Origin of the sequence: Sphingomonas sp. HMP6 (assembly GCF_013374095.1) — a bacterium.
Classification (GTDB): Bacteria; Pseudomonadota; Alphaproteobacteria; order Sphingomonadales; family Sphingomonadaceae; genus Sphingomonas.
In genome coordinates this window covers 3,259,122-3,280,642 of sequence record NZ_AP022672.1, presented here as the reverse complement: position 1 = coordinate 3,280,642, position 21,521 = coordinate 3,259,122, and the positions used below count along the sequence as shown (strand labels likewise).

18 protein-coding genes are annotated in these 21,521 nt (G+C 65.1%); 4 read left to right on the top strand and 14 right to left on the bottom strand.

Annotated elements, in window-relative coordinates; translation table 11 throughout:
* Window positions 1-3: 3 nt before the first annotated feature.
* The 4 genes from HMP06_RS16055 to HMP06_RS16040 are packed head-to-tail and all read right to left on the bottom strand — an operon-like array spanning window position 4 to window position 5,941.
* Window positions 4-2,223 (bottom strand): xanthine dehydrogenase family protein molybdopterin-binding subunit, encoded by a 2,220-nt coding sequence (locus HMP06_RS16055; protein WP_176497982.1) that lies wholly within the window; start codon window positions 2,221-2,223, stop codon window positions 4-6.
* Window positions 2,224-2,253: 30 nt separating this feature from the next.
* The gene (locus tag HMP06_RS16050) at window positions 2,254-4,482 is read right to left on the bottom strand and encodes a xanthine dehydrogenase family protein molybdopterin-binding subunit (protein WP_176497981.1); all 2,229 of its coding nucleotides are present in this window, start codon (window positions 4,480-4,482) and stop codon (window positions 2,254-2,256) included.
* Window positions 4,479-5,453, bottom strand: a complete 975-nt coding sequence (locus HMP06_RS16045) for an FAD binding domain-containing protein (RefSeq protein WP_176497980.1) — start codon at window positions 5,451-5,453, stop codon at window positions 4,479-4,481. The genes HMP06_RS16050 and HMP06_RS16045 overlap by 4 nt, the downstream gene beginning before the upstream one ends.
* Window positions 5,450-5,941: a 2Fe-2S iron-sulfur cluster-binding protein gene (locus HMP06_RS16040; protein WP_176497979.1), complete on the bottom strand. Its 492-nt coding sequence runs from the start codon at window positions 5,939-5,941 to the stop codon at window positions 5,450-5,452. The genes HMP06_RS16045 and HMP06_RS16040 overlap by 4 nt, the downstream gene beginning before the upstream one ends.
* 164 nt (window positions 5,942-6,105) lie before the next feature.
* On the opposite strand from HMP06_RS16040, the gene HMP06_RS16035 reads away from it, so the two are divergent.
* Together HMP06_RS16035 and HMP06_RS16030 are read left to right on the top strand one after the other, a co-directional pair.
* The gene (locus tag HMP06_RS16035) at window positions 6,106-7,110 is read left to right on the top strand and encodes a glycerophosphodiester phosphodiesterase (RefSeq protein ID WP_197940771.1); all 1,005 of its coding nucleotides are present in this window, start codon (window positions 6,106-6,108) and stop codon (window positions 7,108-7,110) included.
* Window positions 7,107-7,391, top strand: coding sequence for a hypothetical protein (locus HMP06_RS16030; RefSeq protein ID WP_176497977.1), 285 nt, complete (start codon window positions 7,107-7,109; stop codon window positions 7,389-7,391). Before HMP06_RS16035 ends, HMP06_RS16030 begins: the two co-directional genes overlap by 4 nt.
* A gap of 4 nt (window positions 7,392-7,395) precedes the next feature.
* On the opposite strand, the gene HMP06_RS16025 is transcribed toward HMP06_RS16030, so the two are convergent.
* On the bottom strand, window positions 7,396-8,085 hold the full coding sequence (locus tag HMP06_RS16025; protein ID WP_176497976.1) for an esterase/lipase family protein: 690 nt from the start codon (window positions 8,083-8,085) through the stop codon (window positions 7,396-7,398).
* Between the two features lie 46 nt (window positions 8,086-8,131).
* Between HMP06_RS16025 and phhA the strand changes: the two genes are divergently transcribed.
* Both phhA and HMP06_RS16015 read left to right on the top strand, forming a co-directional pair.
* On the top strand, window positions 8,132-9,001 hold the full coding sequence (phhA, locus tag HMP06_RS16020) for a phenylalanine 4-monooxygenase (protein WP_176497975.1): 870 nt from the start codon (window positions 8,132-8,134) through the stop codon (window positions 8,999-9,001).
* Window positions 8,998-9,375 (top strand): hypothetical protein, encoded by a 378-nt coding sequence (locus HMP06_RS16015; protein WP_176497974.1) that lies wholly within the window; start codon window positions 8,998-9,000, stop codon window positions 9,373-9,375. The genes phhA and HMP06_RS16015 overlap by 4 nt, the downstream gene beginning before the upstream one ends.
* Before the next feature lie 13 nt (window positions 9,376-9,388).
* Here HMP06_RS16015 and HMP06_RS16010 read toward each other — a convergent pair whose 3' ends face one another.
* The 9 genes from HMP06_RS16010 to scpA all read right to left on the bottom strand — a co-directional run bounded on the left by HMP06_RS16010 (window position 9,389) and on the right by scpA (window position 21,424).
* Window positions 9,389-10,321 carry a 50S ribosomal protein L11 methyltransferase gene (locus tag HMP06_RS16010; RefSeq protein ID WP_176498601.1) on the bottom strand — a complete coding sequence of 311 codons (933 nt, stop codon included), beginning with the start codon at window positions 10,319-10,321 and terminating at the stop codon, window positions 9,389-9,391.
* Window positions 10,322-10,520: 199 nt separating this feature from the next.
* Complete coding sequence (locus HMP06_RS16005; RefSeq protein ID WP_176497973.1) at window positions 10,521-11,729, bottom strand: ABC transporter permease; 1,209 nt, start codon at window positions 11,727-11,729, stop codon at window positions 10,521-10,523.
* A complete protein-coding gene (locus HMP06_RS16000) occupies window positions 11,729-12,448 on the bottom strand; it encodes an ABC transporter ATP-binding protein (RefSeq protein ID WP_232089984.1) in 720 nt (239 codons plus the stop codon). The genes HMP06_RS16005 and HMP06_RS16000 overlap by 1 nt, the downstream gene beginning before the upstream one ends.
* A gap of 55 nt (window positions 12,449-12,503) precedes the next feature.
* On the bottom strand, window positions 12,504-13,874 hold the full coding sequence (locus HMP06_RS15995; protein WP_176497971.1) for an efflux RND transporter periplasmic adaptor subunit: 1,371 nt from the start codon (window positions 13,872-13,874) through the stop codon (window positions 12,504-12,506).
* The gene (locus tag HMP06_RS15990) at window positions 13,875-15,335 is read right to left on the bottom strand and encodes an efflux transporter outer membrane subunit (RefSeq protein ID WP_176497970.1); all 1,461 of its coding nucleotides are present in this window, start codon (window positions 15,333-15,335) and stop codon (window positions 13,875-13,877) included. It abuts the gene before it with no gap.
* Window positions 15,336-15,404: 69 nt separating this feature from the next.
* Window positions 15,405-17,516: an acetyl-CoA carboxylase biotin carboxylase subunit gene (locus HMP06_RS15985; protein ID WP_176497969.1), complete on the bottom strand. Its 2,112-nt coding sequence runs from the start codon at window positions 17,514-17,516 to the stop codon at window positions 15,405-15,407.
* A 322-nt stretch (window positions 17,517-17,838) separates the two neighbouring features.
* Window positions 17,839-18,831, bottom strand: coding sequence for a biotin synthase BioB (gene bioB, locus HMP06_RS15980; RefSeq protein WP_176497968.1), 993 nt, complete (start codon window positions 18,829-18,831; stop codon window positions 17,839-17,841).
* Window positions 18,828-19,181, bottom strand: a complete 354-nt coding sequence (locus HMP06_RS15975) for a hypothetical protein (protein ID WP_176497967.1) — start codon at window positions 19,179-19,181, stop codon at window positions 18,828-18,830. The genes bioB and HMP06_RS15975 overlap by 4 nt, the downstream gene beginning before the upstream one ends.
* Window positions 19,178-21,424 carry a methylmalonyl-CoA mutase gene (scpA, locus tag HMP06_RS15970; RefSeq protein ID WP_176497966.1) on the bottom strand — a complete coding sequence of 749 codons (2,247 nt, stop codon included), beginning with the start codon at window positions 21,422-21,424 and terminating at the stop codon, window positions 19,178-19,180. The genes HMP06_RS15975 and scpA overlap by 4 nt, the downstream gene beginning before the upstream one ends.
* Window positions 21,425-21,521: the final 97 nt, after the last annotated feature.

Here is a 21,521-nt window from a genome sequence, read left to right as displayed (position 1 = left end):
TCGTCACATCTCCGGCAACCCCGCCAGCACCTTATCCAGCGTCAGCGGAAAATCGCGCACCCGCACCCCGCAGGCATTGTAGATCGCGTTGGTCACCGCCGCGCCAGCGCCCGAAATCGACAATTCGCCCAGCCCCTTTACCCCGATCGGGTTGGCATGCCGGTCGATCTTCTCAACGAACAAAACGTCGAGCGGCGGCACGTCGGCATGGCTCGGAATATGATATTCGCCGAGATCGTGATTAACGAACTGGCCGTAACGCTGGTCGAGCACGGCATCCTCCATCAGCGCATAGCCGATCCCCCAGATCATCCCGCCGATCGCCTGGCTGCGCGCGAGCTTTGCGTTGAGGATGCGGCCTGCCTCGAACACGCCGAGCATCCGCCGCACCCGCACTTCGCCCGTCACGACATTGACCGCGACTTCGGCGAATTGCGCGCCGTGCGCGGCCTGGCTGAAGGTCTTGGCGTTCGATCCTTGCGAAATCTTGCCCTTGCCGACCAAGGCCTCGGCCCCGACCAGATCGCCCAGCGGCACGCGGCGGTTGCCCGCGACCGCATGCCCGTCCTTGAGCGTCATGTCCTCGGGCTTCGCCTCCATCCGATCGGCCAGCACCGCGACGACATCCTCGCACGCCAGCGCCACCGACGAGCCGGCACTTGCCGCGCCGAACGATCCACCCGACCCCGCACCCGGCGGCAGATCGGTATCGCCGAGCACGACGTCGATGCTCTCCATCGGCAAGCCCAGCGCTTCGCCTGCAATCTGCGCGAGGATGGTGTAGGTGCCGGTGCCGATGTCGGTCATGTCGGTTTCGACCAAAGCGCGGCCGTCGGGCTTGAGCGTCACGCGCGCCTCAGAATCGACCAGCAAATTGATCCGCACCGCAGCGGCGACGCCCATGCCGATCAGCCATTCGCCCTCACGCAATTGCCCGGGCGTCGGCGCGCGCTTGGCCCATCCGAACGCTTCGGCGCCCTGATCGAGGCATTCGACCAACGCGCGCGTCGAGAAGGGCGCGCCGGTTAGCGGATCGACCGACGGTTCGTTCAATTTGCGGAAATCGATCGGATCGCGGCCCAGCGCCTCGGCCATTTCGTCGATCGCGGTTTCGAGCGCGAGCGTGCCGACCGCCTCGCCCGGCGCACGCACCGCCCCCGCCATCACCATGTCGAGCGTTACAACCTTGTGGCTGAAGTGCCGCACCGGCGCTTCGTACAAAGCGAGCGAGCCGAGCGCGACCGGTTCCATGAAGCCGCCATCGGGGCATTGGCTCACGATGCTGTCATGCGCGAGCGCGAGCAGCTTGCCGTCCTTGTCGGCGGCAAGCCGGATGCGCTGGTGCGTATCGGTACGGCGGTAAATGTTGTGGAACAGTTGCGCGCGCGCCATCGCGATCTTGACCGGGCGACCGATCTTCTGTGCGGCAATCGCGGCCAGCACCGCCTCCGGCCCGAGCATCTTCGACCCGAAACCACCGCCGATATAGGGCGACAGGATGCGCACCTCGTCCGCCGGAATGCCGATCGCCTTGGCGAGCACGGGCTTTGCGACGGCGAGGATCTGCAAGCTTGAATGCAGCGTCAATTGGTCGCCGTCCCACACCGCGACCGATGCGTGCGGTTCCATCGCGGCATGGACCTGGTTCGGGGTGGTATAGACCTGGTCGATCGTCACCCCGCCCGATGCGTTCGCCGCCGCCATCGCCGCGTCGATATCGCCCTTGGCGACATCCTGCAGCCGCGAATCCTTGGGCGGCGGATTGGCATCGGCGACGTTTGCCATCGTGTCGAACTTGCCGACTTCGCCGGTCACATGCACCACGACCGCCCTGGCCGCGTCGCGCGCCGCCTCGAAACTGTCGGCAATCGCGACGCCGACGACCTGATCCCAATGGTCGATCTCGTCATTACCGGCATGCGCCGGGCCGAACGCGGCGGCCTGACGCGGGATGCGCGGATCATCGACGATGATGTCGATCACGCCCGCGAGCGAACGGGCGATATCGGTGTCAAAGCCCGTCACCTTGCCCTTAGCGGCAGGCGCGGTGATGAGATAGCCGTATGCGACATCGCCCTCGACGCGGTGCTCGTAACCATAGCGAGCCGCACCACTGACCTTCAATGCGCCTTCGCTGCGATCGAGGCCGGCACCGAGAACACCCTGCACCCCGCGGTCCATCGCGAGGCCGGGGTGATCGGCGTCCATCTTGTAATCGGCCATAAATGTTTTCCGCCCCCCTGGCCTGCCCGCTCAAACCGCGGGCAAGCCGTCCAAGATCTTGTCCAGCGTAAGTGGGTAGTCGCGCACCCGCACGCCAGTCGCATTGTACACGGCGTTGGCGATTGCCGCGCCAGCGCCGGAGATGCCAAGCTCGCCAATGCCCTTGGCATGGATCGGGTTGGCGTGAACGTCGCGCTCTTCGAGGAAGACGACCTCCTGCTGCGGCACATCGGCATTCACCGGCACGTGATATTCGGCGAGATCGTGGTTGACGAGCTTGCCGTTGCGCGGATCGTGGATCAAATCCTCGGTCAGCGCGGCCCCGATGCCGAAGGTCATCCCGCCGATGCATTGCGAGCGCGCGGTCTTTTCATTGAGGATGCGCCCAGCCGCGAACACGCCGAGCATCCGCCGCACGCGGACTTCGCCGGTCACGACATTCACGGCGACCTCTGCAAAATGCGCGCCATAGCCTGCCTGTTTGGTCGCCTTTTCCTGTTTGCCGGGCGCAATCGTGCCGGTCGCGACGATCCCGTCGATCCCGGCCAGTTCGCCGATCGAGACCTTGCGATTGTCGGCGATGGCCTCGCCGTCCTTCAGCGTCAGCGCCTCCGGATCGACCTTCATCGCCTTCGCCAACTGCTCGCGGATCGTCTCGCACGCGAGGTAGACCGACGATCCACTCGACGCCGCACCCCACGAGCCGCCCGAACCGGCCGCCGGCGGGAAGTCGGTATCGCCGAGCTTCACGGTGACGCGCTCGATTGGCAGACCGAGCATTTCGCCAGCAATCTGCGCGAGGATCGTATAGGAACCCGTCCCGATGTCGGTCATCGCGGTCTCAACGATCGCCTGGCCACCGCGTGTAAGAGTCACGCGCGCCGACGATTCCATCAGCATGTTGCCACGCACCGCCGCGGCGACGCCCAAACCGATCAGCCATTCGCCATCGCGAACCGTGCCAGCCTTGCCGCGCTTTTCCCAGCCGAACTGGGCCGCCCCTTCATCGAGACAGCGCAGCAACTGCCGCGTCGAAAACGGCGCTTGCGTGTCGGGGTCGCTCTCGGGCTCGTTGATCCGGCGCAATTCGATCGGGTCCAGGCCCGTGGCTTCGGCCAGTTCATCCATCGCGCATTCGAGCGCGAGCATCCCAGACGCCTCACCCGGCGCGCGCATCGAGCCCGACAGTAGCCAGTCAAGCCGAACGACATCATGATCGATCTGACGGTTGGGCGCGGCATAGGCGAAATGCGTGCCAATCCCGCACGGCTCGAAAAAGGTCTCATCGGGCAGATTGCTGGTCAGCGTTTCATGGCCGAGCGCGGTCAGCTTGCCACTCGCATCGGCACCAAGGCGCATCCGCTGCTCGGTGTTCGAACGACGGACGGTCGCATCGAACACTTGTTGCCGCGCCATCACCGCCTTGACCGGGCGACCGAGATTTCGAGCAGCAATCGCCGCCGCGACCGATTCCGGCGCGATGCCGAGTTTTGAGCCGAAGCCGCCACCAATATAGGGCGCGACGATCCGCACCTTCTTCGCGCTCACGCCAAGCGCCTTGGCGAGTTGCTGCGCATCCGAAGTCGGCATCTGGTACGATCCGTACAGCGTCAACGCGCCATGCTCATCCCACATCGCGATCGATGCGTGCGGCTCCATCGCGGCGCTGTTCTGCCTCGGCGTAGTGTAGGTGACGTCGATCGAGACTGCCGCCTCCGCCATCGCCGTGTCGATATCGCCTTCGGAGAAATGCGGCAGAACCTGATCGGACGGGGGCGCCTTTTCGGCCTCGCCCTTCAGCGCCTCGAAATCGAAACGACCCTCCGCCTTGTCATACGTGACGGTCAACTGCTGCGCGGCATCGCGCGCCGCTTCGAAGCTCTCGGCCAACACGATCGCGACGATCTCGCCGAAATAGTGCACGTCCTCGACGCCCTGGGTCGGTGCCTCGGTCTCCCCGCCTTGCTGCGGATTGCGCAAAAAGGTCGCGAAATCGGTGACGACGTCGATCACGCCGGGCAGGCCGCGCACGCCGTCCGCATTGACCGACACGATCTTGCCGCGCGCGACCTTGCTGCCGACGAGCACGCCGTAGGCGACATTGTCGATCGCATGTTCCGCCGCATAGGTTGCCGCACCCGACACCTTGAGCGGCCCCTCGACCCGGTCGAGGCCCTTGCCGATGATTCCCTGTGCGCCCGTATCGAGCAGGCTCGCAGGCGTCGGCTTGTCCATCGTCAGCGTGTTGGTGGTGCTCATGTCGAAGCTCCGGTCAGTTCGCGCAGGGATGCGATCAGCACGCGGCGAGTCAGCGGGATCTTGAAATCGTTCGAGCCGTATCCTTTCGCCTCCGCCAGCAAGGCATCGGCGGCAGCCGCGAACACCGCGTCGGATGGCGCTTGCCCAACCAACGCCGCCTCGACCGCGGCGTTACGCCAAGGCATCGGCCCGAGCCCGCCGAACGCAAGTGCGGCGGAGGCGATCTTGCCATCCTCGACCGAGACGATCCCGGCGACCGAGACCAGCGCAAACGCATAGGACGCACGATCGCGGACCTTGCGATAGAGTTGCTGTCCGACCGGCGGCGGCGGCAATTCGACATGGGTGATGAGTTCGCCCGCTTCCAGAGCGGTTTCGATCTGCGGCGTCTCGCCCGGCAGGCGATAGAATTCGTGGATCGAAATGCGCCGCCGGTCGCCATCGGGTTTCAGCGTCACGATCGTCGCATCGAGCGCGCGCATCGCCACCGCCATGTCGCTCGGGTGCGTGGCGATGCAGTGTTCGCTGGTGCCCAGCACCGCGAGGATACGGTTATACCCGCCGATCGCCGAACAGCCCGATCCCGGCTCGCGCTTGTTGCACGCCATCGCGGTGTCGTAAAAATAGTAGCACCGCGTTCGCTGCAACAGATTCCCGCCCGTCGAAGCCTTGTTGCGGAGCTGTCCCGAAGCGCCCGCCAGCAAAGCGCGCGCAAGAACGGGATAGCCGTCGACGACATGCGCATTCGCCGCGAGATCGCTGTTCGGCACGAGCGCGCCGATCGTCAGTCCGCCATCCTCGCGGCGCTCGACCTGCGCGAGATCGAGCCGAGAAATGTCGACCAGTTTCTCCGGCGTCTCGATCTGCAATTTCATCAAATCGAGCAGATTGGTGCCGCCCGCGATGAACCGGCCACCCGCCGCGACGGCTGCCTCGGGGGTATCGGCCCGCGCATATTCGAAGGTTTTCATGCGCCTGCCACTTCCGAAATCGCATCGACGATATTGGGGTAAGCCGAGCAGCGGCACAGGTTTCCGCTCATCCGCTCCGAAATCTCCTCGCCATCGAGCGTGACCGAGTCGAGATCGGTACTGACATGGCTCGCCCAGCCCTTTTTCACTTCGTCGAGCATCCCAACCGCCGAGCAAATCTGCCCCGGCGTGCAATAGCCACACTGATATCCGTCATGCTTGACGAATGCGGCTTGCAACGGGTGCAGGGCGTCGGCGCTGCCGATCCCTTCGATCGTCAAAATGTCATCATCCTGATGCATGACTGCGAGTGTGAGACACGAATTGATCCGCCGCCCGTTCACCAGAATCGTGCATGCCCCGCACTGGCCGTGGTCACAGCCCTTCTTGGTGCCGGTCAGCCCGACATGCTCGCGCAGCACGTCGAGCAACGACGCGCGGATGTCGGGGTCGGCTTCGTGAACCGTGCCGTTGATGGTGAAATGCATGAGGATCGCCGCTCCTGTGAGTTTGGGGTAACGCGGTCGTGCGAAATCGGTTTCCTGGGATGGGTAGCAGTATGAGACTTTTTACGCAGTCCTTTCGCAAGCGAAATGTCGTCGGGGCGCTCGCGGCGCTGGCGTCGGCTGCCGCATCGGCGCAGACTGTCCCGATGTCACAAGCGCTTACTTCCCCAATTGTGATCGCGCATCGCGGCGCGAGCGGGCTGCGGCCCGAACACACGATCGCGTCTTATACGTTGGCGATCGAACAGGGTGCGGACTTCATCGAACCCGATCTGGTGCTGACCAAGGACGATGTGTTCGTATGCCGCCACGAAAATGACATCACCGGCACCACCGACGTCGCCCGCCATCCCGAATTCGCCGCGCGCAAGACCGAGAAGGTGATCGATGGCGAAAACCATGTCGGCTGGTTCACCGAGGATTTCACGCTCGCCGAATTGAAGACGCTGCGCGCGGTCGAACGCCTGCCGAAGCTGCGGCCCGACAATGCCAAATATGACGGGCAATTCGAAGTGCCGACGCTTGCCGAAGTGATCGCGCTCGCCAAGAAGCACAGCAAAGGCGGGCGGGTGGTCGGCATCTATCCCGAGACCAAGCATCCGAGCTATTTCGCCGGCATCGGCCATCCGATGGAGGCCCGGCTGGTCGCGCAGTTGAAGGCGGCGGGGTGGAGCAAGCCCGGTGACCCGGTGTTCATCCAGTCGTTCGAAGTCGACAATCTCAAGCGGCTGCACACGATGACGGGCCTGCGCCTGATCCAGTTGATGGACGGAAACGGCGCTCCCCCCGACGGGGCCGCGCCAAGCTATGCTGCTATGGCAACGCCTGCGGGCCTGAAGGCGGTCGCGGCGTATGCTTACGGCATCGGCCCCAACAAGGACATGATCCAGAAGGGCGACGCTGCCCCTGGCACGCTGGTCGCGGACGCGCACGCGGTCGGCCTGCGGCTCCATCCATGGACTTTCCGCGCGGAGAACATGTTCCTGCCGCCGAGCCTGCGCACCGGGACCGACCCCGCCGCGCACGGGCGACTGACGGAGGAGATTGCGCGGTTTCTCGATCTCGGCGTCGATGGCGTCTTCACCGACTTCGCCTATATAGGGGTGGAAGCGCGCGCCACATGGCGTGCGAAAGCGAAAGCGCCGCAATGATCCGCAAAGCCCTGCTCGCGACCGTGTTGCTGTTGCCCGTGCTGAGCGGCGGCTGCCTCGCCAAGGCGGCGGTCGATGTCGTGACGCTGCCGGTAAAAGCCGTGGGCAAGGCGGTCGATTGGAGCACGACGAGCCAGTCCGAGGCCGACCGCAACTATGGCAAGAAGATGCGCAAGGCCGAGGAACGCGAGGGCGCCGAACGCAAGCGCTGGGAAAAGGACTGCCGCAAGCACAAGCGCGACGATTGCGACCGATACACTGGGTATATCGCGCACGAATAGGCGGTCAGGCGACGCCCCCCAACACCTGCGCCACCGCGAGCAAGACCTGAGGGCGCACCTGTACCCCGAGATGGCTGCTGCGCACTTCGACCGCGCGGCCATCGCCATCGTGGCAGATCATCCCGTTGACCAGCCCGTCGCTGCGGCTCCAGATCGCGCTGGTCGGCACCGGCAGCGGCTGCGCGATCAGCGCCGAGCGCGCGATCACCTCGGGCGCGTCGATCCGTTCACCGGTCAGCGCCTCGAACGCGCGCCACACATTGGTCGCGCGCGGGCTGCCAGCGAACGGTGAGCTGATTGTGATCACCTCGCGCACCAGATCAGGCGCCTGATGCGCCACGAAGCGTGCCATGATCCCGCCGAGGCTGACTCCGACCAGCGTCACGCGCTCGCCCGTTTCGTCGTGGAGCGCACGAACACGGTCGATCAGCCGATCGCCCTCCGCCCCGATCGCCCGCGCACCGAAATTACGCCCAAGTCCCCACCCCTCGGCGCGGTAGCCGAGCGAAACGAGATAGCGCCGCAGGAACATGTTCGACCGGTCGCCATTGAAGAGACCGGGCAGCAGCAGCACCGGTCGCCCGTCGCCGCGCGGCCCCTGCGCCAGTGTTGCTCCCGCAAAGGCGAGCGATGCCAGACCGAAAGCCCCACGCGGCACTTCCAGCGCCCATAATCGTTTCGACGGTGGTTTCATCGGTAACCTGGTTCCTGCTGCAGCACCGCTATGATAGGCTAAGCGCATGACTGACGATACGCATGTTCTGGACCGCCCGCCCGAGGGTGCGTCCGCCGATTGGACGATCCCGCAGGATTGGGCGCATTTCACGCCCGAGGAACACCGCGTGTGGGACACTTTGTTCGAACGGCAGGCGAAATTGCTGCCTGGTCGCGCCTCCAACGCCTATCTGCGCGGGCTCGACGTGCTCAAGCTTAGCAAGCCCGGCATCCCCGATTTCGAAGAATTGTCGGAGCGGTTGATGCAGCTCACCGGCTGGCAAGTCGTCGCGGTCCACGGGCTGGTCCCCGACGACGTGTTCTTCGATCACATGGCCAACCGCCGCTTCGTCGCGGGCAATTTCATCCGCCGGCCCGATCAGCTCGATTATCTGCAGGAACCCGACGTGTTCCACGACGTGTTCGGCCATGTCCCGATGCTCGCCGACCCGGTGTTCGCCGATTATCTCGCGGCCTACGGGCGTGGCGGACAGCGGGCGCTGGGGCTGGATGCGCTCAAATATCTCGGTCGGCTCTATTGGTACACGGTCGAATTCGGCCTGATCGCCGAGCCGGAAGGTTTGCGCATCTACGGCTCGGGCATCGTGTCGAGCTTCGCCGAAAGCCGCTTTGCTTTGGACGACCCCAGCCCCAACCGCATCGCCTTCGACTTGAACCGCGTGATGCGGACCGAGTACCGGATCGATGATTTCCAGCAGAATTATTTCGTCATCCCGAGCTTCGATGAACTGCTGCGGCTGACGGTCGAGACCGATTTCGCGCCGTTGTATGAGGAGTTGGCGGGTTTGCCGGACGTGCCGGTCGCGACAGTGCTGCCGGAGGATCAAGTGCTGACGCTGGGAACGCAGGCTTATGCCCTGGGGAAGGTCACATGAGCAGGGCCGAGCGTGAACGCTGGGCTCGGGCCGAAGAGGCATGGCCCAATTTGCAGGCATTCTTGTCGCAACGCGTGCCCGATCACGTCTTTGGCAATATGAAGGCGCTGCGGGCCGAGCTCGACGCGGCAATTGCCGAACTCGATTTTGATCAGCGCGCCGATATTGCGTCGGAATGCAGAAACTTCCTGCAATCGTTCAAGAACCAATATGATGATCGCGAATTTCTGCGCGACGGCCTTGGCGTACGCGGTGAATTGCCGATTGATGATCGCGGGCGGGGACAATTGGGGCTTGCCCGCGGGAAGGTCGTGTACGATTCTTTCGTGGCATCGCTCCGGGCGGAAGTCGAAGGCTGGCAACCAGCGTCCTGAACCGGCGCGTCGGTTACAAATCCAGCGCCCACCCGTCGCGGCCCTTCGGGTCGATCGGCTTGGTCGGGACATAGCGCGCCGCGCCCGCGGTCAGCCGCAGGATCGACCAGTCGCCGCGCCGGTCGACGTCTTCCACCGCACAGCCGCAGCAGGCGAACGCCGCGAGAACATCGGCGCGCTGCGTCTCCAATAACCCGGCCAGCACGATCGTCGCCCCCGGCGCAGCGATCGCGGCGATTTCCGGGGCCATCGAGACGAGCGGCCCGGCGAGGATGTTGGCGATCAGCAGATCATAGGGCGCGCGCGCGGTGATCCGATCATCGAGCGCACCGTCGGCGACGATCAGATCGACTCGCTCGATTGCGTTCAAAGCGGCATTCTCGGCGGTCACGACGATCGCGCGCGGATCGATGTCGGTCGCGATCACCACTGCCTCAGGCCACAAATGGCGCGCAGCAAAGGCGAGCAGACCGGTGCCCGTGCCCACATCGATGATGCTGTCGAAATGCTGCCCGGACAGCGCATCAAGCATCGCGAGACAGCCCGAGGTGGTCGCGTGGTGCCCGGTTCCGAACGCCTGCCCTGCCTCGATCAGGAACGCGCGGCCGCCTTCAGGCACTTCGGCCGGATGCGCCGATGTGTGGACGACGAAGCGCCCCTCGGCGATCGGCTCAAGCCCCTGCTGGCTCATCGTCACCCAATCGGCATCGTCGAGGCGTTCGATCACCGGCGCAGCAGCGCCAGCGCTCGGCACCAGGCCGAGCAACGCGGCAATCGTCGCGGGCGAGGGTTCGGCCTCAAGATACGCATCGAGCCGCCAATGCTCGCGATCATCCTCCTCGATCTCGGTGGTCATCAGCACCATGCCCTCGGCGATATCGTCCGACGCATCGATCGCCTCCGCCTCGGCGCGGGTGCAGGGCAGGCTCAGTTTCCAGCTGGTCATGGCACGCGTCTGCATGCCAGCCCCTTCCCGCGCAAGCGGGCAAAGTCCTTCTTCGCGTCCTTTCCTTCTCTTCGCGCCTTCGCGTGAAACTTTTTTGCTTCTTCCGACGAAAAGAAGAAGGGGTTCACGCGAAGGCGCGAAGAAGAAGAAAAGGCGCGAAGAGAAGGAGGGTGATTGCGCTGCGCGCGGCCTTCGCGCGCTATTCGTGCCTTAGCGCGTCGATCGGGTTGAGCGAGGCTGCGCGGCGGGCCGGGAAGAAGCCGAACACCACGCCGATCAGCGCCGAAATCGCAAAGGCGATCAGGTTGATCTGCAAATCGAACAAATATGTCACCTTCAGCACCGGCACGAGCGCCAGGATCACGCCTTGGGCCAGCACCAGCCCGAGCAGCCCGCCGAGCATCGACAGCGCAATCGCCTCGACCAGGAATTGCAATAACACCTCGTTCGCCACCGCCCCGATCGCGAGCCGGATGCCAATCTCGCGCGTGCGTTCAGTCACCGAGACGAGCATGATGTTCATGATCCCGATCCCGCCGACGATCAGGCTGATCGCGGCAACCGCCGTGACGATGCTGGTGAGCGCTGTGGTCGCGCCCGTCAGAGTGTCGTTGATCTGCTTGGTATCGAAGACGAAGAAATCGTCATCCTTGCCCGTCGTGATGTTGCGCCGTTCGCGCAGCAGATTCTCGATCGAGTCCTGCACCGTGCTGCTCGCGAACGCCTTATCGACGCCGACCAGGATCAGGCGGATGTCGCGATTGCCGGTGAAGCGGCGTTGCACCGCCTTGATCGGCATAATCACGACATCGTCCTGATCGCCGCCAAAGCCCGATTGGCCACGCGTGCTGAGCACACCGATCACGTCGCAACTGATCGCGCCGATCCGCATCCGCGTGCCGACCGGCGGCGCGCCGTGATACAGGTTTTTCGATACGGTATTGCCGATGATGCAGACCGATTTGCCCGATGCTTCCTCAATCGGCGTAAAGGCCCGCCCGCTCGTCAGCGGCCAGGGCTGCACGTCGAAATAGCCGTTCGTCGTGCCGTTGATCGTGGTCGACCAGTTCGCGCCTTCATAGATCGCGGTGGCGGTCGCCTGCGCCTGCGCCGCGACCGCGGTGACACCGGCGATTTGCCGCGCGATCGCATCGACATCGGCGGGTTTGAAATCGGGCGGGCGCGGGCCGCCGCCGCCACGGCCGAAGCCCTGGCCGGGGCGGATCTGCAGAATGTTGGTGCCAAGCGACGCGATCGATTGCTGCACCGCCGCCGTCGTCGCCTTGCCCAGCGTCACCATCGACACGACCGCGGCCACCCCGATGATGATGCCGAGCGCGGTCAGGATCGAGCGCAGTTTGTGGCGGGCGATCGAACGTAGTGCGAGCAGGAAGGTGGTGCCGAGCATTACAATTGCTCCGGGGCTTGGCCGACGGCATGTTGCGCGTCGATCCGCTCGACCAGCCCATCCTTAAAGTGCACGATCGTCCGCGCGAACGCCGCCATATCGGGCTCGTGCGTTACCATGATCACGGTGATGCCACTGTCGCGGTTGAGGCCGCCGAGCAATTCCATGATTTCGACCGAGCGTTCCGAATCGAGGTTGCCGGTCGGCTCATCCGCCAGCAACACGGCGGGCGACGTCACGATCGCGCGCGCAATCGCGACGCGCTGCTGCTGCCCGCCCGACAATTCGGCCGGGGTATGATCCCACCAGTCAGCGAGCCCGACCTTGTCGAGCGCCGCCATCGCCGCTGCGCGCCGCTCCTTCTTGGCATCGCCGCGATACAGCAACGGCAGCTCGACATTTTCGAGCGCGGTGGTGCGCGCGAGCAAATTGAACCCCTGGAACACGAAGCCGAGATATTTGCGGCGGAGCAACGCGCGCTGGTCACGATTGAGCGTTTCGACATGGACGCCCTTGAACGCGAAGGTGCCCCCCGACGGCACGTCGAGGCAACCGAGAATGTTCATCGCGGTCGATTTGCCCGATCCGCTCGGTCCCATCACGGCAACGAAGTCGCGTTCGGCAATGTCGAGGTCGATGCCCTTCAACGCCAGAAACGCGGTCGCGCCGTCGCCATAGGTCTTGGTCACCCCGCGCAGCGAGATGATCGCCCCGGGGATCGCCCCAGAGACCGCCTCGGTCGCAGGCGCGGCGGACGCGCTGGCCAGGCGAGCGTTACTGGCCACCGCCGCCTGCCCCGCCCGACCGCTGCCGGCCGCCGCCCGACCCGGCGCTGGCACTCGCGCCCTTGGCGAGCTCGCCGGTGATGACCTTGTCGCCAGGCTTCAGCGTACCGCCGATCACTTCGGTCATCGCGCCGTTCGTTTCGCCGGTGGTGATGTCGACCGGTTTTGGCGTGCCTTCCGCATTGGCGACATACACCGTCTGCGTGCCGCCGCGCTTGACGTTCACACCCTTGTCGGCAGCGGCGGCACCACGGCGCACGCGCGGCGGCCCGATCGCCACAGCAATCCCGCCGCCGGACTTCGCCTCACCGCTCGGTTTGAAACGGAGCGCCGCATTGGGGACGAGCAGCACGTTGGTCTTGGCCGATGTCGTGATGTCGGCGGTCGCGGTCATGCCGGGCCGCAATTGCAAATCGGCATTGTTGACGCTGAGCGTCGCGGCATAGGACACGACTTGTCCCGTGGTGGTTGTCGTCGTCGTGGTCTGCGCGCTGAGGTTCGAACCAAGATCGACGCGCGTGATCGACGCCGGGAAGATCTTGCCCGGGAACGCATCGACGGTGAAGGTCGCAGGCTGGCCTTCCTTGACCGATCCGACATCGGCTTCGTCGATCGCGACCTCCAGCTTCATCGTCGACAGATCCTCGGCGATGACGAACAGCGTCGGGGTGTTGAAGCTCGCCGCCACGGTCGCGCCCGGTTCGATCTGCCGCGCGAGCACGACGCCGTTGACAGGCGAGCGAATGACGGCGCGCACCAACTGCGTCTGGTTCGACGACAGCGTCGCGCGCGCCGAGGCGACGTTCGCTTGCGCCGCGCGCAGATTGGCGATCGCCCGGTCGCGATCGGCGATGGCCTGTTCGAGCTCGGTCTTGGCCGGCACCCGCCCACCCGACAGGCGGCTCACCTCCTGCAAGCGCGCGAGCTGCGCCGAGGATTGCGCCAGTGTCGCCTGATTTTGCGCGACCGTCGCCACTGCCGCGTTCAGCGCGGCCTGGCTTTGGTTCACCGTGTCCTGGAAGCGCGACGGATCGATCAGCGCGAGCGGCTGGCCCTTGGTCACGCGGTCGTTGACGTCGACGACCACCTTCATGACCAGGCCCGACAGTTCCGAACCGACCTGAACCTGATTAGTCGGCGCGAGCTTGCCCGTCGCCGAGACGCTGACCGACAACGATCCGCGCGTGACCGCCTCGCTAGAATATTCCGGCTTCTCTGCGCCCCCAAAACAGCTCTTGAGCAGCACCAGCAGCAGCACGACGCCGACCGCGACGCCGGCCCATTTCGCCCACTTCCGCCACACCGGCACCGGCTTTTCGCCAAGGAAGTCGTTGAGATCGGTGCGAACGGGATCGGCCATTTAGCGTTCCTGCGTGACGAGAGCGGTCGGATCGGCGGCGCTGTCCCAGCCGCCGCCGAGCGCGAGATAGAGCTGCACCAGCGCATTGGCGCGGTCGGCCTGCGCTTGAGCAAGCCCGTTGCGCGCCGTCAACAAACTGCTCTCGGCGGTGTTGAGCGTGGTGAAGTCGGTGAGCCCGGCGCGATATTGGCTGCGCGACAGAATTGCGGTGTTGTTGGCCGCATCCAGCGCGATAGTGAATTGCGCCGCGCGGCGCTTTGCACTGTCGAGCGCGACGAGCGCATTTTCGACATCCTCAAGCCCCGTGAGCACCGTCGATTTATAGGCGGCAAAGGCCCCATCGGCCACGGCTTCCTGCCCGCGTACCGCAGAGCGCAGTCGCCCGCCGTTGAAAATCGTCTGGGTCAGCCCGGCGAACACCTGTCCCGCGATTGTTTGAAACAGATTGCCGATCTTGGAGGCGTCGGTCGATAGACTGCCGCTGATCGCCAGCGCTGGATAAAGCTGCGCCTTGGCCACGCCGATCTGCGCGGTTGCGGCGGCAAGGCTGCGCTCGGCCGAGCGCACGTCGGGCCGCTGGCGCAGCGTGTCGATCGGCACGCCGACCGCGATCGCATCGGGGCCGGTCGGAATCGCCTTCACCGCCGCCATCTCGGCCTTCAGCGCGCCCGGCGCTTGCCCGGTCAGCACGCCCAGACGCGCGACCGCGGCATTGTAATTCTGCTCGATCGTCGGGATCGTCGCCGCCGTGCTCGCGCGCTGCGAGCGCGCCTGTTCGGCATCGAGCGAGGAGACGAGCCCAGCCTGCACACGGAAGCCCGCAATCTCGAGATTGTCGTCCTGCAGCCCAAGCGAATTCTGCGCATTGGCAAGTTGCGCCTGATACAGCCGCGCGAGCATGTAATTGCGCGCCGCCTCGGCCTGGGTCGACAGCACGACCGTCGCGTAGTCATAGCCCGAGGCGGCGAATTGCGCGCGGCTCGCCTCGACCGTGCGGCGGACTTCGCCGAACAGGCCGACCTGATATTGCACGTCGAGCCCGACCGACAGCGTATCGCCCGATCCGCGCCCGGTCACCACCGTCGCCCCGCCCGGCAAGGTCGTCACACCGCCGACGAGGCTTTGCGAGCGGGTATAACCGGTCGAGCCGCCCACCGAGGGCAACGATTGCGCGCGCGACTGGATCAGCGATTCGCGCGCTTGCCGCAGCCGCGCGACGGCTTGGGCGATATCGAGATTGTTCGCCCGCGCGCGCTCGACGATGCTGGCGAGCAACGGATCGTCGAAGCTCGTCCACCACCGCGTCAGGTTTGCCTGGGCCCGCGCATCGGCCGCAACCGAATAGCCGTCGGGCACGCCGAGCGTGGCGGGTGCGGCCGCGCGATAGTCCGGCCCGACCGTGCACGCCGCGATCGGCAGCGCACCGGCAAGCAGCATGAAGATGGAGCGGATGCGTAACATTCTATTGCTGTGGCCAACCCTCCGCGCGCGGTCCACCGAAACATTGTCGTAAAATGTCGCGGGCCGTGACTATTCCATCTCCAGAATGACCGCATCGACCGCGAGGCTGTCCCCCGGCGCCGCATTGACCGACTTCACCGTCCCCGCTTTTTCGGCGCGCAGGATGTTTTCCATCTTCATCGCCTCGACCACGGCAAGCGGCTGCCCCGCCTCGACCTTGTCGCCCGCGCCGACATCCAGCCGCATCAACAACCCTGGCATCGGGCACAGCAGGAAGCGCGACAGATCGGGCGGCACTTTCTCGATCAGATGCTGCGCGTACGGCGCGACATGCGCAGGGAGGACGCGCGCGACATGCGTCGCGCCGCGTGTCGTGAGCTTGAAGCCAGTACGGGTGCGCGCGATGCGGACGGTCAGCGGCGCGTCGTCGAGCTCCGCCTCCACCACCCGGTCGCCCGGCGTATATTCGGGCGCAATGTCGAGGTCGGCATCATCGACCGTGATGCCGCGCGTCGAGATCGCGACGAGGTGTTCGCTCCCGCCGATCTTGACCGACCATTCCGACGGCGGCCGTAGCCGCTTGCCGAGTTGCCCGTCGGTGCGGCGTGCGCGGTCGGCCTCGGCGGTGGCGGCAAAGGCGGCGATCGCAGCGAGCGCCTCGACCAGCGCGGGCGATGGCGGTGCGCCGTGGAAACCCTCGGGATATTCCTCGGCGATGAAGCCCGTAGTGATGTTGCCCGAGCGGAAGCGCGGGTGCTGCATCAGCGCGGAGAGGAAATCGATGTTGTTGCCCGGCCCCACGATCTCGAACCGGTCGAGCGCGTCGATCTGCGCATCGATCGCCTCGATGCGCGTCGGCGCCCAGGTGACGAGTTTGGCGATCATCGGGTCGTAGAACATCGACACCTCGCCGCCCTCGCGCACGCCGTCGTCAACGCGGGTGTAGATTTCGCCTTCTTGCTCCCCTCCCGCCTGCGGGAGGGGCTGGGGGAGGGCATGTCTGGAACGAACGGCTTCAGTTGACAGCCCCTCCCCTAGCCCCTCCCGCAAGCGGGAGGGGGATTTGTAAGGAGTCTCGCTCGACTCCGGCGGATTATACCGCACCAGCCGCCCGATGCTCGGCAGGAACCCGCGATACGGATCCTCGGCATAGACGCGGTTTTCCACCGCCCAGCCGGTCAGCGTCACGTCGTCCTGCGTAAAGCCCAGCGGCTCGCCATTCGCCACACGGATCATCAACTCGACCAGATCGAGCCCGGTGATCGCTTCGGTCACCGGATGCTCGACCTGCAGCCGCGTATTCATTTCGAGGAAGTAGAAGCCCTCGCCGGTCGTATCCGCGCCCGATACGATCAGCTCGACCGTCCCCGCCGAATAATAACCGACCGCGCGCGCCAGCGCGACCGCTTGCTCGCCCATCGCCTTGCGCATCTTCGGCGTCACGAACGGCGACGGGGCCTCTTCCACCACTTTCTGGTGCCGCCGCTGGATCGAGCATTCGCGCTCGCCGAGATAGACGATATTTCCGAGTTGATCGCCCATCACCTGGATTTCGATGTGACGCGGGCTTTCGATGAACTTCTCGATGAACACGCGGTCGTCGCCGAACGACGCCAGCCCCTCGCGCTTGGTCGCCTCGAAGCCCTCGCGCACGTCCTGCTCGGAATAGGCCAGCCGCATCCCCTTGCCGCCGCCGCCGGCCGAGGCTTTCATCATCACCGGGTAACCGATGCCCGAGGCAATCTCGACCGCATGATCGGTGCTGTCGATCTCACCGAGGAAACCTGGGACGACATTGACCCCCGCCGCCTTGGCGAGCTTCTTCGACTCGATCTTGTCGCCCATCGCCGCAATCGCGTTCGGCGGCGGCCCGACAAACGCGATCCCCGCCTCGGCGCACGCCTTGGCGAAGCTCTCACGCTCGGACAGGAAACCGTAACCGGGATGGATGCAATCCGCGCCGGTCGATTTGGCGGCAGCCAGGATCAGATCGGCGAGCAGATAGCTCTCCCCCGCCGGCGGCGGCCCGAGCCGCACCGCCTCATCCGCCATCAGGACATGCGGCGAACGCGCATCGGCGTCGGAATAGACCGCGACCGTAGCGATGCCCATCTTCTTGGCGGTGCGCATAACGCGGCAAGCGATTTCGCCACGGTTGGCGACGAGGATTTTTTTGAACATTTAGTGAAGCCCCAAGCGGCCGAACAGCCAGCGAAACACAAAGAACGTAAGTGCGAGACACAGGGCCGAGAGCAGAGTTGCCTTGACCATTTCCGCGTGAAAGTCAGCGAAGTTATTAAGCGCCGCCGGGCTCACAATCCCCAGAAAGAGAGCGCCTGCAAGCATCAATGCGCAGATCATGGCCAGCGGGGCTCTCACTGCCCCAGCCTCCCCCCGTCACCCCGGACTCGTTCCGGGGTCCATCGTGCAGCAAATGGGCCGCCCGCAAGTGGAGAGGTAGACCCCGGAACACGTCCGGGGTGACGGGTGAGGGTGGCTGAAATCACGCGGCCGCGACCCGCATCGGCTCCGCCCCGGTCATCGGCCGCAGGCCCAGCCGTTCGAACATCGCCGCATCCGCCGAATCCCCCCGGTTGCCCGCCGTCAGCAATTTATCCCCCGTGAAGATCGAATTCGCCCCCGCCATGAAGCACAAGGCCTGCGTCGCCTCGGACATGCTCTCACGCCCCGCGCTCAACCGCACCATGCTCAGGGGCATCGTGATCCGCGCGACCGCCACCGTGCGGACGAATTCGATATCGTCGATCTTGGCGAGCGGCGTATCCGCCAGCATGTCGCCGAGCACCGTGCCCTTCACCGGCACCAGCGCATTGACCGGCACGCTTTCGGGATGGCGCGGCAAGGTCGCCAGCGCATGGACGAAGCCGACGCGATCCTCGCGCGTCTCGCCCATCCCGACGATCCCGCCGCAGCACACGTTAATCCCAGCCTCGCGGACATGCTCCAGCGTCTCCAGCCGGTCGGCAAAGGTTCGCGTCGTGATGACGCTGTCATAGCGTTCGGGCGACGTGTCGATGTTATGGTTGTAATAATCGAGCCCCGCATCGGCCAGCATCGCCGCTTGGGCGGGCGTCAACATGCCGAGCGTCATGCAGGTTTCCATGCCCATCTGCCGCACACCCTTCACCATCTCGACGATGGCGGGCATGTCCTTGTCCTTGGGGTTGCGCCAGGCAGCACCCATGCAGAAGCGCTGCGACCCTGAGTCCTTTGCCTGCGCCGCCATTTGCAGCACGGCGCGCGCGTCCATCAGCTTGGTCGCCTTGACCCCGCTGTCGGCGCTCTTCGATTGCGAGCAGTAACCGCAATCCTCCGGGCACCCGCCGGTCTTGATCGACAGCAAAGTGCAAAGCTGCACCTCACCCGGCGTGTGATGCGCGCGGTGGACGCTCTGCGCTTCGAACATCAGATCGTCGAAGGGCAAATCGAACAACGCCGCGATGTCTTCACGAGTCCAGTCGGTACGCACGCTCATAAAATTGCCTTGATCCAGATAATTAGAAAACCACCGACACCGGTGCCCAGAAACATCATGGCGAGCTGGCTGCTGAGCCACGCGCCGCGCCCGACCGCCAAGTCACGCTGACGCGCGCGCAAAATCGCCGCGCTGCAACTGAGCGCACAAAGGCCGGCAAGTGCGAGCATCACCAGCATCATCGCCACGATGAGCGCCGGGATTTTCTGCCCCTGCGGCGACTGCGTCAGCGAAACAATCCCGCCGATCCCAAACAAAGCGAGCGACAGCAGATGCTTCGAATAATCGTACAGCAGAATCACTGTGTCCTGCTGCGGATCGGGTTCCGCCGACGCGCTTGGGCCGCTCATTCGGCCGCTTCCTCGACCGGCGGCATGTTGTGCCCGAGCAAGCGCAGCACCTCGCCCGCTGCCTCGACCAGATTGGTGCCGGGTCCGAAAATCCCCTGCACGCCCGCATCGCGGAGATATTGGTAATCCTGCGCGGGGATGACGCCGCCCGCGATCACCTTGATGTCGCTCCGCCCGGCCTCGCGCAGGTGGCCGATCAGCTCGGGTATCAGCGTCTTGTGTCCCGCCGCTAGGCTGGAGGCGCCGACCACGTCGACATCGCGCGCGATCGCCAGTGCGGCGGCTTCCGACGGCGTCTGAAACAGCGGCCCCGGCACGACCTCGAATCCAAGATCGCCGAACGCCGAGGATACGAGATTCGCGCCGCGATCATGGCCATCCTGCCCCATTTTGGCGACGAGCATCCGGGGCTTGCGACCGTTGCGCGTTTCCAACGAGACGACGCCTTCCTTCAGCCCCTGCCACGCGGCGTCGAATTCATGCGCGCCGCCGTAAATGCCCGATACTGGCGTCGGCACGGTGTCGTAGCGCCCGAACACATCCTCCATCGCGCTGGAGATTTCGCCAAGCGTGGCGCGTTGCCGCGCGCACTCCACCGCGAGCGCGAGGAGGTTGTGTCCAAAATTCGGTTCGGGCTGAGCTTGTCGAAGCCCCGTTGCCCCATCCGCGGTATCGCCTTCGGCGCGGTGCCCTCCGACAGGCTCAGGGCGAGCGGATGGCGACTGGCGAGCGCCCTCCCGCAACGCATCGAGCGCTGCGACGCATTTCGCCTCATCGCGCCCAGCCTTCGATCGCGCGATCCGCGCGATCTGCGATTCGCGCACCGCCACGTTATCCACATCGAGAATGTCGATCGCATCCTGCTCGGCAAGCTTGTATTTGTTGACGCCGACGATGACCTGCTCGCCCTTGTCGACGCGCGCGGCCTGCGCGGCGGCGGCTTCCTCGATCATCGCCTTGGGCCAGCCATTGGCGACCGCCTTGGCCATGCCGCCATCGGCCTCGACCCGCTCGATGATCTCCCACGCCTTGTCGACCAGTTCCTCGGTCAGCGCCTCGATGTAATAGGATCCACCCAGGGGATCGACGACCCTGGTCATCCCCGTCTCTTCCTGCAGCACGATCTGCGTGTTGCGCGCGATCCGTGCCGAAAAGTCGGTCGGCAGCGCGATCGCTTCGTCGAGCGCATTGGTGTGGAGGCTCTGCGTGCCCCCCAGCATCGCCGCCATCGCCTCCACGGTGGTGCGGATCACATTGTTATACGGGTCCTGCTCGGTCAGCGACACGCCCGACGTCTGGCAATGCGTGCGCAGCATCTTGCTGCGCTCGTCCTTCGCGCCAAGATCGGTCATCACGCGGTGCCACAATTTGCGTGCCGCCCGCAGCTTGGCGATTTCCATGAAGAAATTCATGCCGATCGCGAAGAAGAAGGATAGCCGCCCGGCAAACGCATCGAGATCGAGCCCGCTCGCCATCGCCGCCTTGGCGTACTCGCGCCCGTCGGCGATCGTGAACGCCAGCTCCTGCAGCTGCGTCGCACCGGCCTCCTGCATGTGATAGCCGGAAATCGAGATGCTGTTGAACTTCGGCATATTGGCCGAGGTGTAGGCGATGATGTCCGCGATGATCCGCATGCTCGGCTCGGGCGGATAGATATACGTGTTGCGGACCATGAACTCCTTGAGGATGTCGTTCTGGATGGTCCCGTCGAGCAGGTGTTGCGGCACGCCCTGCTCCTCGCCCGCGACGATGAAGAAAGCGAGGATCGGGATCACCGCGCCGTTCATCGTCATGCTGACCGACATCTTGTCGAGCGGAATGCCGTCGAACAGGATCTTCATGTCGTCGATCGTGTCGATCGCGACGCCCGCCTTGCCGACATCGCCGGTCACGCGCGGATGGTCGCTGTCATAGCCGCGGTGCGTCGCCAGATCGAACGCGACCGATAGTCCCTTCTGCCCCGCCGCCAGATTGCGGCGGTAGAAAGCGTTCGAGGCCTCGGCGGTCGAGAAACCCGCATATTGCCGGATCGTCCACGGCCGCCCCGCATACATCGACGCCCGCACCCCGCGCGTGAACGGCGCGAAACCGGGCAGGCCGGGATCGATCCCCTCGACATCGGCCGCAGTGTAGAGCGGCTTCACGTTGATCCCCTCGGGGGTCGCCCAAGTCAGGTCGCGGCCCTTCACCTCTTTCGCGGCGAGCGCTTGCCAGTCTTCGAGGGTTGGTTTGTTCTCAGCCACTATACCGCTCCACCCCGACGAAGGCCGGGGCCCAGTTGCGAAGGTCTATGTAACGACGCGCATCGGTTGACAATCACCCCCGGCGCCGGGGCGGTGC

Excerpts from the sequence above, each read along its gene's own strand:
- HMP06_RS16015 (WP_176497974.1), top strand. The coding sequence starts at position 8,998 with ATGAGCAGGGCCGAGCGTGAACGCTGGGCTCGGGCCGAAGAGGCATGG.
- HMP06_RS16055 (WP_176497982.1), bottom strand. The coding sequence starts at position 2,223 with ATGGCCGATTACAAGATGGACGCCGATCACCCCGGCCTCGCGATGGAC.
- HMP06_RS15985 (WP_176497969.1), bottom strand. The coding sequence starts at position 17,516 with ATGTTCAAAAAAATCCTCGTCGCCAACCGTGGCGAAATCGCTTGCCGC.
- HMP06_RS16040 (WP_176497979.1), bottom strand. The coding sequence starts at position 5,941 with ATGCATTTCACCATCAACGGCACGGTTCACGAAGCCGACCCCGACATC.
- phhA (WP_176497975.1), top strand. The coding sequence starts at position 8,132 with ATGACTGACGATACGCATGTTCTGGACCGCCCGCCCGAGGGTGCGTCC.
- HMP06_RS15995 (WP_176497971.1), bottom strand. The coding sequence starts at position 13,874 with ATGGCCGATCCCGTTCGCACCGATCTCAACGACTTCCTTGGCGAAAAG.
- HMP06_RS16005 (WP_176497973.1), bottom strand. The coding sequence starts at position 11,729 with ATGCTCGGCACCACCTTCCTGCTCGCACTACGTTCGATCGCCCGCCAC.
- HMP06_RS16045 (WP_176497980.1), bottom strand. The coding sequence starts at position 5,453 with ATGAAAACCTTCGAATATGCGCGGGCCGATACCCCCGAGGCAGCCGTC.
- HMP06_RS16010 (WP_176498601.1), bottom strand. The coding sequence starts at position 10,321 with ATGACCAGCTGGAAACTGAGCCTGCCCTGCACCCGCGCCGAGGCGGAG.
- bioB (WP_176497968.1), bottom strand. The coding sequence starts at position 18,831 with ATGAGCGTGCGTACCGACTGGACTCGTGAAGACATCGCGGCGTTGTTC.
- HMP06_RS16030 (WP_176497977.1), top strand. The coding sequence starts at position 7,107 with ATGATCCGCAAAGCCCTGCTCGCGACCGTGTTGCTGTTGCCCGTGCTG.
- HMP06_RS15975 (WP_176497967.1), bottom strand. The coding sequence starts at position 19,181 with ATGAGCGGCCCAAGCGCGTCGGCGGAACCCGATCCGCAGCAGGACACA.
- HMP06_RS16035 (WP_197940771.1), top strand. The coding sequence starts at position 6,106 with ATGTCACAAGCGCTTACTTCCCCAATTGTGATCGCGCATCGCGGCGCG.
- HMP06_RS15990 (WP_176497970.1), bottom strand. The coding sequence starts at position 15,335 with ATGTTACGCATCCGCTCCATCTTCATGCTGCTTGCCGGTGCGCTGCCG.
- HMP06_RS16025 (WP_176497976.1), bottom strand. The coding sequence starts at position 8,085 with ATGAAACCACCGTCGAAACGATTATGGGCGCTGGAAGTGCCGCGTGGG.
- HMP06_RS16050 (WP_176497981.1), bottom strand. The coding sequence starts at position 4,482 with ATGAGCACCACCAACACGCTGACGATGGACAAGCCGACGCCTGCGAGC.